Origin of the sequence: Paraburkholderia diazotrophica (genome assembly GCF_038900755.1) — a bacterium.
Classification (GTDB): Bacteria; Pseudomonadota; Gammaproteobacteria; order Burkholderiales; family Burkholderiaceae; genus Paraburkholderia; species Paraburkholderia diazotrophica_A.
Genome location: NZ_JBBPEN010000009.1, coordinates 315,337 through 328,025, shown reverse-complemented (window position 1 = coordinate 328,025; position 12,689 = coordinate 315,337). Strand labels below are relative to the sequence as shown.

The following is a 12,689-nucleotide window of genomic DNA, read 5'->3' as shown; positions in this document are numbered from 1 at the left end:
AGATGGGAGACCAGACTTCCGTTGCACACAACGGCGATAACGTGCGCGACATCGGTGCGACCGTGTTGTCGATCAATGTCGGCTCGATTGAGCCTCTCGACGTTGGGCTTTCTTCGGAAGGGCTGCAAGTCGAGTCGGCGATACGCAAGCGCTCGATCAGCAGCGCGAGCGAGGGCGCGGTCGTCGAAGTGAAGAAGCTGGGTTTCGTCGGCGACCAGCAGGCGGATCTCAGCGTTCACGGCGGGCTCGACAAGGCCGTCTATCTGTATCCGATCGAGCACTACGCATGGTGGCGTGAAAGGCGCATCGAGGCGAGCGTCGCGCATGCCGACAGACCGCTCGAATTCGGCGCGTTGGGCGAGAACCTGACTACTCAGGGCGTGCTCGAAACAGATTTGTGGGTCGGCGATGTGCTCGTTATCGACGAAATCAGGTTGCGTGTCGAGGCGCCACGTAGTCCCTGTTTCAAGCTGAACGCGGTGATGGGCTACAGGCGCGCGGCAAAGCACATGTATCAGAGCGGATTTGCGGGCGTCTATTTGAGCGTCGTGCAAACGGGATTGGTGCGAGCGGGTTCGCGTATCGGCCTTGTGCCGGGGCGTCGCGAGGAATCGATCAGCAACATGCTCGACTTGCGCCGTGGCCGCGCGCATAGAGAACCCTGAATGAAACAGTGCGGGCCCATTGCGCGAAGAACCTTTAGGCTTTCTCGCGCAATCGGCCGCAACCGGCTGCCGCAATTGTCTGCCGGCACTTAGCCCGGCTTTTTGGCTTTCTGCCGACGATATTCCTCGACGGGCAGCCCGCCCCATCCCCAGTTCTCCGTCTCGACTTCCTGAATGACGACGAATGTCGCTTCGAGCGGCTTGTTGAGCACGTTAAGTAACAGCTCGCTGGCTCCCTTGATCAGTTGCGCCTTCTCTTCCGGCGTCACCGCGTTCGCGCCGGGCTTGTTTCCTTCACGAGTGACCTGAATCGTCACGATAGGCATGGCAATCTCCGTGATGTTAGGCAGATGATGCACCGTTGCCGGTGCCTCGCCGTTGTGCTCAGTGGCCTGCGCTCTGGCCGCCGTCGACGTGCAGGATCTCGCCCGTGACGAACGGCGCGGAGTCGAGGTACACGACGGCATCGACGATGTCGCGCATTTCGCCCATATGGCCGACGGGATGCAGCGCACCGAGCGCTTCATGGGTTTCCGGCGCGTGCATCGGCGACTTGATGATGCCCGGCGAGACGGCGTTCGCGCGAATACCCGTCTTCGCGTATTCGATTGCAAGCGACTTCGTGGCCGCATTCAGGCCGCCCTTGGTCAGCGATGCGAGCACCGACGGCACGCCGGAGATTGCATGATCGACGAGACTCGTCGTGATTTGCAACACATGGCCGCTTTTGTTCTTCTCCATCTCTGCGATTGCGAGCTGCGTGATATGGAAGAAGCCGTTCACATTGACGTTCAGGATGGAGGCGTAGTCTTCAGCCGTGTATTGCGTGAACGGCTTCGCGATGAAGATGCCCGCGTTGTTGATCAGCGTATCGACGCGGCCAAAGCGTTCGACGGCTTCGGCGACGGCACGTTTCGCGACTTCGCGATCGCCGATGTCGCCGGCGATTGTCACGACGTTCGGATCGTCGGACGATTTGATCGAACGCGCGATTGCGACGACGCGATAGTCGCGTTCACGGAAAGCTTTGACGAGTTCCGCGCCGATACCTTGCGATGCGCCAGTGACGATAACGACCTTTTGCGAGTTGCTCATGATTGACCTCAAGACGTTGGTGGCATTTGCCGTCGGGAATCGACAGCGCCGTTAGGTCGTCAATCTAGGCTTACTCGATCCGCTTGCGTACACCCGCAGTGGACAAACAGTTTTGACGCGTGGGAACAAATGCGGATGCGTTGCGGCGCGTGCGGGCAGGCGGTGCATGAGTGGGGATCGTTAACGACGCGTCATAGCAGTGCGGACTTCGTTCCAGTGCGCGGCCGGGCCGATGCCATGGGCGATCTGTGCTTCCTCTGGAATTCACTGTTGCGGAATTTCGCCCCTTATTGGGTGAAGCGCGCGAAGCGCTATTTCACTCGCGGTGATGGCACGCATCATCAAACATCATTTTATTGGTCGACTCGCGCTCCTATCGTTGAGCAAAAGAGAGGACGAGCGCAGCGCAATGCGCCTGACCCGTAACGGAATACAGGAGACAGTGCGCGGTACTGCCGCGAGCGTTATCGTCGGGCGCAATCCCGCCTTCTATGAGCACGGCGTACCCGCCGGAAAGCTGATCGGCGGCGGCAAAATGCCGGTGATGCATCTGGCCAAGGCCGTGGGAGGCGTTTTCGTACTCGGCTTTTTGTCTGCGCAAGGGCGGCGTCGACTGGCGCGCGGGCGTATCTGATGCGGGGCGCTGGTGCGATGTGTTCGAAACGCGACTTCAAGATTCAGCGATGCTTTATCTACCTCGACCCCGACTATGAGAGTGCGGACACAGGGTGATATCCGTGGCTGGCGCGGCAGCGTGTAGAGGCCGTTCGTGCCAGAAGGGCGGCGTCGCTGCCCTTCGCGGTGCATCGCGATTGACGCATGCTTCGTTTTTCATCGCGTGACACTCTCATATTTTCGCCATTTATTTTCGATTTTTGTCGCCGGCTGCGGGGCTAAGATCACCGCAGCCGAAAATAAAAGAGAGGCGGAAAGAAATGGCGAGCACGTTGGATCTGTCTGTGTCTGCGGGCACGAGCAAGTCGTCGAAGATAGACGCCATTCGATTTCTCGCAGCCTTCTGGGTGCTGATGTACCACTTTCGGCCGCCGGCGTTCAAGGAACTGCTGCCGCATCAGCTTGCCTCTTTGAGCGGCGCATTATGGTCAGGATCGACAGCGCTGTTTGCCGGGCCTGCCGCTGTCATCGTGTTCTTTGTGATTTCCGGTTATTGCATTCATAGCGCGTATCACCGGGATGTGGCGCTCAAGCCCGTCAACTACTACGCGTCGCGCTTCGTTCGCATCGGAGTGCCGCTTGTGATCCTGTTGTGCGTGGTTCAGCCGCTGCCGACAGGGCAAAACTATCTGGAATCCGTGCTGTGGTCGCTCTACTGCGAGATGGTGTATTACGCGGTGTATCCGATCTTGCGGCCGCGATTTCGCTATATCGGCGAAATGATCGTCGGCACGGCGATGGCGGCGGCCGTGATGGTGGCATCGGTGCGCCTGTTCGGGCATCCCGCTTGTCACGGCTGCGTCTACGAGACGTATGGCGTGTCCGGTACCGCGCTGCTGTACGCGGCGGGCTGGATTTTCGGCTGCATGATCGCGGAGACGCAGCGCAACGCTGCGCAGTTCCAGGATCGCGGCGCCTATTCGGCGCTTACGATGCTGATCCAGCGCGGCCTTGCGCGAAGCACTCGGTGCCTCGCGAACCATCTCGTCGCGCTGAGAGTGGCCGTCGTCGCGTCGGGCGCCATCATCATGATTCTGCTATCGGGATCGAGCCTCAAGCCGGCGATGCTGCCCTTGATCACACCCGACATCACGCTTCCGCTGTTCCAGTTTCTTGCGGCAGTGTGGATCGCGGCAGAGACGGACACGCCTTCGCAGTCCCGCGTCTGGTCCCGACTGGCCGCGTTGGGCGCGTGGTCCTATAGCCTTTATCTTTGCCACAAGACCGCGCTTGCGTTGCTTGAAGTAGCGGGATTCGACGGCACATCACGATTCGCGTGGTTCGTCGAAGTATCGTTGGCGTTCGTCATCAGCTACGCGTTTTATCGGGTGATCGAACGGCCTTCGCATCTCGTTTCACAGCGGCTGCGCAAATACGCGCCCGAGCGCCGGGCGCACCTGCTGCGTGAACGCACGCGCATCACGGCGTCCAGCGATAGACGATGATGCTGGAGCCGTTGTAGTTATCCTTCGTGACCACGTATTCGCCTGTCGACCGGAGGTAGGCTCTCAACCCATACATCGAGTCCACATCGTTGCCCACGTCCACTGTGCCCGGATTCCTGTTGGTCAGCGTGGCATCGAGATGGCCCGTGGTGAGATTGAATGCGTCGATATTGGGTACGGTATGCACGTATCCGACGAAGAGATAATTGCCCGCTGCCGTAATAGACTTCGGGTTGGCGCCCGTCAGATTGATCACCGGATCGGGCTTCGTTGTATTGCCCGCGCTCCAGCCGTGATACACCTCGATTCGCGCATGTATCGCGGTCCAGTCCGGGCTTCCGGCGATGCCCTGCGCGAGGATCATCGTGTCGGTATCCGCGAGATAGACGATGCGCGTCAATGGACGGATGCTCTGCGGAATGGGCAGCGTAATGCCTGCGCCCCATGTGGGCTTGCCATTGCCGTCGAAGCCCGTCAGCGGATAGTGATAGATGTGGTTCGTTCTGTCGAGACCGGCCCACACGTCGCCTTTGCTATCGATGCAAAAGCCCCCCGTGATCGGCCGCGTCGTATTGAATGCGGGCCCCGGAATCGATCCATCGGGCGTGGCGATGTAGCCTTCGGTCGGATCGAAATGGAAAAAGTAGAAGATCGCGGGGTTCTGTCCTGACGCAACGAGAATCCGATTGCCGCCGACACTGACGAGTTGGCCGAAGTGCTCGTTGCGTTGCGTGTCGTTCATGTTGAGCCGAGGGTCATCCGGATAGCTGAATGGATCGACGGTATTCGCGACGAAAGCGCCGCCTGCTGTGCCCGTGTAGATGTTGGTCCCGCTGTAGAAATAGGCGCCATCTGTCGCGGGATCGGGTGCAGCGACTGCTTCGAAGTTGAGGGACTGGAGTTTCCATTGCAGGTTGCCTGCGCCGTCATACGCGTGAATGTCGGTGCCGCCGTTGCGCCCGAGATCCCATCCGCCACCCCATGGATTGTCGAGTACGTACAGATTGCCCGCTGAGTCCTTGCCGATGCCGGTAATGCGCGTAAAGCGCTTGTCGCCCACCTGGCCTTTGATGCCCGACGTAGTGTCGAGATAACCGCCCTGAACGCCGAATGTGCCGACTAGCGTCGGCGGGCCCGAAACGTCATAGAGCTTGATGTTCATATCGGGGCCTTCGTCGCCGACCATGAGCCGATTGGACGATGTATCGAAATACAGCGCGGAAGGTCGCGAAGCGGCGGGCATCTGAATCGTATCGAGCGGCACGCCGGCCGCGCTGAATTCGACGATGACGCCTGCGCTCTGACGGGCAACCCAGACGTTCCCCGCGTTATCGAGCGCGAGTGCGCCGGGACTCGTCACGCTGATGTCCTGCTGCCATGCGCCATCCGTCGTGAAGACGCGGACGCGATTGGCGAAAAAGTCGCTCGCATACAGCAGCGAGCCGGCCGTCGCGAGTCCGGTGATCGCGTCGGCACGGCTGACCTTGTTCCATGTGCTCACGTTGATGACGAGATCGCGTTGACGCGTTGCACGGTTGTATCGTCCGACGGCCCCGCTGCCGTAGGCGCTGCCAGACTGCATCGCCGCGAAGATCGAAGTGGCGTTGCCTGTAATCGCACCGCCCTGAAACTCGTTGTGAATGCCGATAGAGCCGAGACTTTGCCCATTCTGATAGACCGCGATTCCGCCTTCGCTTTCGTCCCAGAAGGAAGCCGTATAGATGATCCCTTCGGGCGCGACCCACATCGAGCGCGCGGCATTGCCTACGTGCGCGGCCAGTGTTCCGAACGTGTTCGCGAGCCAGTCGGTGGTGTACTGCGCATGACAGACCGTGGCGATCATGGCGATCACCGCGCCAAAGAATGCATGCTTGATTCGCTTCGTGCTCATCTGCTTGGTTCTCCCTGCAGCAATTCTTTGGAAAGAGTGATCCGTAGTTATTCGATTCTAGATTGCCAATGTGTCGATACGAGGCCGATGTCGCAACTAATGCTGCGTGCATCGTTGCAGGTGCAACGTGTGTGATTGCTTGGGGAAAGTGGACGGTGCTTTCAGCGTGGAGCGGCGCTTATTATGCCGCTTGCGTGGTGCGCCACGCGATCCAGCGGATCGAGCAAGGCGTACGTTCTCGGATGCCGTTCGGCATACGTCCTTGCTCGTGACGGTAGGTCGATACGATCAGAACGTGTGACGCATGCCCACGGTGACGGCGACTTGGGTGTTGGTCGCCGATGGCGACAACGTGTTGATCATTGCGTGCGAGAGCACTGAATCTGCGGGTGCGCCGTGCACGTTCTGGTAGACGCCTTCGAGATAGAAGTCGGTGCGCTTGCTCACTGCATAGTCGGTCTGGAGCATCGCTGTGTTCCATCCAGGCGCCGAACCGTTGTACGCGCCATGCGTATACGTGTAAGCGCCGGACACGCTCAGTGCCGTCGTGAGCGCGTATTTGGCGTTCACCTCGTAGTTGTCGAGGCGCAGCGAGCCCGCGAGAGAGCCCACGCTCGTATCGTCGGCGCCGAGGTAAGAACCTGTTCCGAAGGAGAACACGCCCGACACGTTGTCGATCTGCGTGTGGCTCCAGACCAGGCCGACGGTAGCTGGCCCATACGTATAGTTGCCGCCGAGCGACCAGATGCGCTGACGTTGCGCGACGAAGTTGGCGCTGGTGTCGCCCGATGTGACCGCGCCGCTTCCATTACCGGCATTGTTCAGTTGCAGATAGCCTGCCGCGAGGTTGACGGGCCATTGCGAATACGACAGGCCGAAACCGTATGAGCGGTTGTTCGAAAAGTCACCGGCTTTATTGCTGAATGCGTACATCGTTTCGAACGTGATGCCGCGATAGATGGGGCTCGTGTACTTGACCGTGTTGTTGATCACGACGGAATTCGCGGCGAGATTGTCGTTCTCGAACGGATGTGCCGCCATGCTGCCGCCCCACGTATTGAATTCCGCCGTGAGGGGGCCGACGAGGTCGTTCATCACGTCAAACTGGCGGCCGAACGTCAGCGTGCCATATGGATCGCTTTGCAAGCCAACCCATGCCTGCGAACCGAAACCATCGCCGGAGAAAGCTTGTGCACCATTGTTGAGAATGAAGCCTTGTTCGAGCTTGAATAGCGCGTGCAAGCCGCCGCCGAGATCTTCCGAGCCTTTAAGGCCGAACACGGTGTTCTGCGTCGAGCTGCTGTTGAGTTGCCAGTTGCTATGGCCTAGCTGGTTGTTCGTGTAGACGAGGCCCGTGTCGAGCAGACCGTAAAGCGTGACGCTGCTTTGCGCGTGTGCCGAGACGGATATAGCTCCGAGCAGTGCGAGGGCGAGTGAGGATTTTTTCATGTTTGGGCTTCTTGATGGGCCGTCGATTAAATAGAACGTTTGGTTCAGTGTTGCCACTGTTGGCGCGCATGCGCTGCATGTTCTAGCCATGCCGATTTGAATCCGTTCTTCTATCGCGTGTCGCATATCCGCGTACTGAATGACTTTGGAAAGCGAACATGCGTGGCCGACGCCGCACAGCGCGACGACGCGAATCATATAACGGTCATGTGTCATACGAATGCATCGCGCGCAAGCGATGGCTTTCATTTCTCCGACGGCACAGCGATTGGCGGAAATATGGGCTTACACTTTGGCTCTATTTGTTGAATGATTGCGTCCGCTTTGCTCTTCATTGCGCGAGTCAATTGCCATTACGATAGTCGCCTCTCACGGCCGCGTGAGTCGGGAAGCGAGGCGCTTAGGCGTGCGCTGTACCGGACGAACATGGACAACAAAATGGAGGAGTTGTATACAAGAAACTCGCCCGACCGGCCGTTCAGGAACAAAAATGGCTACCGCGAGAAAGTACGGCAGCGGACGGGTTTGCGCGTAGCAGGCTAAAGCTCGAGGTCCAGTCGCAGTGCGCGTCGGCAACGCGCATGAGCACCGGGATCTCCGCTTTCTGCCTGTCTTCTTGCTATTGCTACGAATCCGGTGGTACTACAACAATGATTACCTTCGATACAACCATCGAGACATATCTCGCGCACCTGCATCTCGGCCCGCTGCCGAGCCTCGCGATGAGAGCCCTCACCGATATGTACACGTTCAGAGGGCTCGTGCTCATCCCTATCTTATGGTGGATCTGGTTCAAGCCCGGCGAGCGGCAGGAATGGCAGCGCGAAGTGGTCATCGCAACCGTTGCGAGTGGCTTACTGGCGCTTGCCGTTGGACGATTGCTCGCCGACTTTCTGCCGTTTCGAGTACGGCCTATCTACAATACTGAATTGCATTTGCAATTCTCGACAGGCTCTCTCCATGACGCGATGCTCTCGAACTGGAGTTCGTTTCCGAGCGACCACGCAATGCTTTGGATGGCGGTTGCGACGGGCGTTTTTATCGTCTCCCGCTTCACGGGCGTACTCGTATTTCTGTACACGGCCATTTTTATCTGCTTTCCGCGCGCCTACCTCGGCTTTCACTATCCGACTGACCTGCTCGCGGGCGCGGCAATTGGCATTGCCATTACTTATCTCATGACGAGAGACCCGATTCGGACGCGTTATGCCGCGCGATCGTTGCTCTGGATGGAGCGCTATCCGGGGGCTTCATCGATGTTGGCGTTCATTCTGTGCTTCGAACTCGTCACGCAGTTCGATGAACTCCGAAGAATTGCGAGTGTGGCGGCAAAGGCGCTTTGAGTGCGGCCAGCGCGACGTGAAGAAATTCCACTGATAGCGGGCTTGCAGTCGTCGTGCAAGGTAAAGAAAGAATTTGCACTCTCTACAGGGCATTTTTTCAATGCGCCGTCCAATGACGGACTCAAGCCGCGACGGCTGATTCCCATTCGGATGGCACGGATACTGCGTTCCCCCACTTCGTGCATTGCCTGCCCATCGGCGCACATGACACGAACTGCAATCGGGAGGTCGCGGTGTCCGCTATCAATGTCAGCCGGAGGCAACGATGTATGTCCGCGCTTTTGCGTCGTGACTTCGACGAACCATCTTGCAGGCAGACCGTCCCTTCTTCTGGCTCGACGCGCAAGCGTGTCGGGGTTGTCCCGTGCGCGCTCGTATTCATCGAAACGGACAGTACGGGAAGCCCGAATTGCACGCGCGCTGACCCATTTTGCTACCTCGAACAGGCCATTACGCTCAACCGTAGTCTGATGGCGGTCGGGCTGCCGAGATTGACGGTCGCGACAAACGTCGCCGGGCAGATCGAGCAGTACCTGACGAAGGTAGATTCCGATTCGCGTCCCTGTGTGCTGCAGTTGAGACCGTCCAGATTGACGTTGCCGAAAATGACGCGGTTCTATAGCGCACACTTCAAGCTGGACATGATGGAGCAAGTCGCCGCGACGCTGCGCGACGGCGAATTGCTCATGCTGCTCGACACCGACATGCTCGCGCTTCGAACGCTCGACGAAGAACTTCTGCGACGCTGCCAGGTGACAGGTGTCGGCGCGTTCGACATTTCCGATCAGGAGTTTTCGGCGTACGGCGACGCGCGCGTCATTGGCGACCTCGAGACCGTGGCCGGAAAGTCGCTTCAAAATCCGCGATGGTTTGGAGGCGAAGTACTGCTCGCGTCGACGAAGTTCATCAATGAACTAGTGCCTTATGCTCACGCGTGCTTCGAGCGTTACCGACTTGCCATAGATGAGTTGAACCACAACGGGGATGAGGCATTTGTTTCCGCAGCACTCAATCTGTTGGCAGACGATGGCCATCAGATCATCGATCTCGGCGCACACCGGCTTGTGGGACGTCACTGGTCCGGCAATACACACCGGGACCTTCGCTGGTTCAAAGGATGTTCGCTGCTTCATTTGCCCGGGTGCAAGCGGATGCTCGAGCGTGAGGCGCACCGGGATACCTTCAGTGCGGAGCGGCTGTGGCGAAATCTGGTGCTGCGGCACGAGCTCAATCGAACCGTCTGGCCACTCAGGCGATGGGTCCGCTCGCATGCACGGTCGCGTCACGACCGACGCGCGCAGCGTGATGCGATCAAGTCGACTGCAACAGTCGACGTTCTCGTTTTCGATCCGGATGCGGGGCGGCTTTCCGGACTCGTATCGAGACTAACGTCGCAGGGCCTGCAAGTCATGCCGGCTGTCACGACAGAGGAAGCACGAATTGAGGCTCATCGGCTCAATCCGCGCGTCATCGTCGCATCGAGTCCAATTGGTGCCGCCGACGCCGGCGCATTGCTTGCAGATCTATCGCGAGTGCCAGACCGTTTGCGTCGTCCTGTCATGATCGCATTCTCGATCGATGACGCGCGCCTCGACTGGGCGGAATGGGACCGTTGGTTTCCGCGATCGTCGGATCCCGCTGAGGTAGTACGAGCGGTAAGAGATGCACTCGCGCGACAGTAGACAGTACTATCGCCCGCCATTGCGGCCATTGCCGTTATTCCGGCAGTACCTTTTTACTCATCTCCCAAAAGCGGCAATCATTGCGCGATTGCAGCAGTGCATTATTAATTCGGTAAAAAATAAATACCCAATCAGCTATATGGTAGAGATTGCCGGTACTCGTCGCGCGACTTCCAGGGTCGATACCGAAAAAATATTCTCGGCGCGGTGAAAATTGCATCACCGCCTAGCGTTGTCGAGTAAGTTCTCCCACACTTTGCCACACACAGAAACAGGCGCGCATTGGCTCCCATAGCGCCGGCCCAGCCATTAGCGCTATTGCGCCAGACAACTCGGCCGCACCGGCGATCAGTTCATTCCGCACACGTGCGTAGGGCTATCTCCCGTATGGCCAAAAAAGGCGGAATTCCTTTTCGGCCGCAAACAATCAGAAGAATCGTGCTATTTACCTATTCATTTCCGATTCGTATGTAAATGTCAGTCGTATCCGGGTATTATTTGCACCGATTCAAAGGAACGCGCGCACAAATTGCCGGGCGATTTTTCCGCATCAGAACGGCAAACGTTTGCGCGTTGCACAAAGATGTGCGGCAGTCAGTGGCAACGCATTGGGAATCGTCGTAGTTCGCTAGTCAAAGTCTTCCGCAGCTGGATGGACCGTGGACTTTGAGTTCTAGCGTCACCGCTCGAGAAGCATTTGGAGCGGGCAGTTCAATCATTTCTCATGTCACTCACCGAAAGCGCGAGTAGTTGTCCTTGTACGTAAGGATTACTAATTAAATAGCGCTTTGCCGACGCCGGACATCGCATTCGAAGTTCGAGCATTCACCCACTTGGGACTTTTTATTCGAGAAATTTCTCGACAGGGGAAGTATTTGTCATGAATAAACGACGTCAATTTCTTGGCCAGCTGACGGCTCTCGGTGGCAGCTATCTTCTCGCGGCTTGCGGCGGTGGTTCAGGCGATGGCGCCGGCAGCGCGTCCGGCGCAGCTGTCGCGAACGTCGCGGCTCGCGCAAGTACGGCATCGGCAAACGGCACGACTATTCCATCGGCAAGCTCGATTACAGACACGTCGGGTGCGGTATGGACGTTGTCGCAAGGATCCGTCTACCGGAATGGCGCAAAAGCGGGCAACACGTACAACGTGACGCTGCTGATGATCTATGGCGCCGTGATTTATCACCAGGGCACGGGCGGGCAGTTCTACGCGTGGAACGGCACTACGTGGACGGCGTGTAACGACCCGCGCCTCGGCGGAACGTCGCCTGACGGTACAACTATTCCTTCCGCTTCGTACATCATCGACAAGGCGGGCGCGATGTGGACCGTCGTCAACGGTGTCATCTATCGGAACGGTGGGACCGTCGGCAACACGTACAACGTATCGCTGTTGCTGTGGTACGGCGGCAAGATCTGGCACATCGGTACGGGTGGACAGTTCTATGTGCTCACCGACCTCGATCGCTGGTTGCCATGTAACGACCCGCGCAACGCCGCCACGGTCCCCGCCATGGCAGGCATGTTCTACGGCGTCAACGGGCACTTTGACTACACTTACACACCGTCTCAGCTCGTATCGATTCTGAGGAACATGGGCTGCACGAGCTACCGTGTGGGCTGTACCGACGATCCGAATCAGCTGAACGCCGTCAGCAAGCTGGCTGCTGCCTTCCAGGCGGCCGGACTCCAACTGCTGGTCCTGATCAACCAGGGCGTCTACGATTCGAATGGAAATGTGTTCAGCAGCGAGTCGGCGGCATATTCGCGCGGCCAGCAGGTTGCGATGGCCGTCGCCAACGCACTCAAGCAGTATGGCGTGACGCTCTACGAATGCGGTAACGAGTTGACGCGCCAGAACGCGACGATTCTGGACTTCACCAATGCCGGTACGAAAGCGGTCGATTTTAACAACAGCAATTGGCCGGCCATGCGTGGCGTGATGCGCGGAATGATCGACGGCGTGAAGTCGGTTCAATCCAACGCAAAATGCGGCATCAACTTTTGTGTTGCGGACATCGGTGCAGCGGACGCCTTGTGGGACGGCATGCAACCGGATGGCACGGGCGGTTACCCGAAGGTACGCTGGGACGTCACGACGTGGCACAACTACGAAGTGTATGGCGACATCTTCAACATCGGCATCGACGGTTCGGGCCCGGGCTTCGACCTGCCGACGTACTGCAAGGCTCGATATGGCGTGCCGTTCATCATCACGGAATGGAACACGGGTCCTGAGAAGGCGCAGGATTATCGCGCCAGTTACATTACGAACACGTTGAGCAAGTACTATCAGGCGCGGACGTCTCACAACATTCAGGCTGTGATGTACTACGTGCTCGATAGCGGAAACAACACCTATGGTGTTATGACCAACGGCACGACGCTCAATCCGCCGTACAGCGCGCTAACCGGCTTCATGGCAAGCAACCCCGCGAACTGAT

10 protein-coding genes and 1 pseudogene are annotated in these 12,689 nt (G+C 58.3%); 7 read left to right on the top strand and 4 right to left on the bottom strand.

Annotation, left to right across the window (positions count from 1 at the left end):
• The first annotated feature begins 2 nt into the window (after nt 1-2).
• The gene (locus tag AABE10_RS26700; protein WP_342936202.1) at nt 3-665 is read left to right on the top strand and encodes an MOSC domain-containing protein; all 663 of its coding nucleotides are present in this window, start codon (nt 3-5) and stop codon (nt 663-665) included.
• Nucleotides 666-754: 89 nt separating this feature from the next.
• Here the strand turns inward: AABE10_RS26700 and AABE10_RS26695 are convergent, their stop codons facing one another.
• Nucleotides 755-991 (bottom strand): 4-oxalocrotonate tautomerase family protein, encoded by a 237-nt coding sequence (locus AABE10_RS26695; RefSeq protein WP_342936201.1) that lies wholly within the window; start codon nt 989-991, stop codon nt 755-757.
• Nucleotides 992-1,049: 58 nt separating this feature from the next.
• Nucleotides 1,050-1,760, bottom strand: a complete 711-nt coding sequence (locus tag AABE10_RS26690) for an SDR family oxidoreductase (RefSeq protein WP_342936200.1) — start codon at nt 1,758-1,760, stop codon at nt 1,050-1,052.
• A gap of 328 nt (nt 1,761-2,088) precedes the next feature.
• Between AABE10_RS26690 and AABE10_RS26685 the strand changes: the two genes are divergently transcribed.
• The 3 genes and pseudogenes from AABE10_RS26685 (at nt 2,089) to AABE10_RS26675 (ending at nt 3,880) form a co-directional block, all read left to right on the top strand.
• Nucleotides 2,089-2,394, top strand: coding sequence for a hypothetical protein (locus AABE10_RS26685; RefSeq protein ID WP_342936199.1), 306 nt, complete (start codon nt 2,089-2,091; stop codon nt 2,392-2,394).
• A pseudogene (locus AABE10_RS26680) lies at nt 2,360-2,492 on the top strand (nuclear transport factor 2 family protein); the annotation flags it as partial. The gene AABE10_RS26685 and the pseudogene AABE10_RS26680, both read left to right, overlap by 35 nt.
• Nucleotides 2,493-2,695: 203 nt before the next feature.
• A complete protein-coding gene (locus tag AABE10_RS26675; protein WP_342936198.1) occupies nt 2,696-3,880 on the top strand; it encodes an acyltransferase in 1,185 nt (394 codons plus the stop codon).
• Here the strand turns inward: AABE10_RS26675 and AABE10_RS26670 are convergent.
• Together AABE10_RS26670 and AABE10_RS26665 are read right to left on the bottom strand one after the other, a co-directional pair.
• Complete coding sequence (locus AABE10_RS26670) at nt 3,855-5,771, bottom strand: SMP-30/gluconolactonase/LRE family protein (RefSeq protein ID WP_342936197.1); 1,917 nt, start codon at nt 5,769-5,771, stop codon at nt 3,855-3,857. The genes AABE10_RS26675 and AABE10_RS26670 overlap by 26 nt on opposite strands.
• 288 nt (nt 5,772-6,059) lie before the next feature.
• Entirely contained in the window at nt 6,060-7,220 is a 1,161-nt protein-coding gene (locus AABE10_RS26665; protein ID WP_342936196.1) for a porin, read from the bottom strand.
• A gap of 650 nt (nt 7,221-7,870) precedes the next feature.
• Here AABE10_RS26665 and AABE10_RS26660 point away from each other — a divergent pair.
• From AABE10_RS26660 to AABE10_RS26650, 3 genes are all read left to right on the top strand, one after another.
• Entirely contained in the window at nt 7,871-8,563 is a 693-nt protein-coding gene (locus tag AABE10_RS26660) for a phosphatase PAP2 family protein (RefSeq protein WP_342936279.1), read from the top strand.
• Between the two features lie 269 nt (nt 8,564-8,832).
• Nucleotides 8,833-10,245: a response regulator receiver protein gene (locus tag AABE10_RS26655; RefSeq protein WP_342936195.1), complete on the top strand. Its 1,413-nt coding sequence runs from the start codon at nt 8,833-8,835 to the stop codon at nt 10,243-10,245.
• 880 nt (nt 10,246-11,125) lie between these two features.
• Nucleotides 11,126-12,688: a hypothetical protein gene (locus AABE10_RS26650; RefSeq protein WP_342936194.1), complete on the top strand. Its 1,563-nt coding sequence runs from the start codon at nt 11,126-11,128 to the stop codon at nt 12,686-12,688.
• The last annotated feature ends 1 nt before the right edge of the window (nt 12,689 follow it).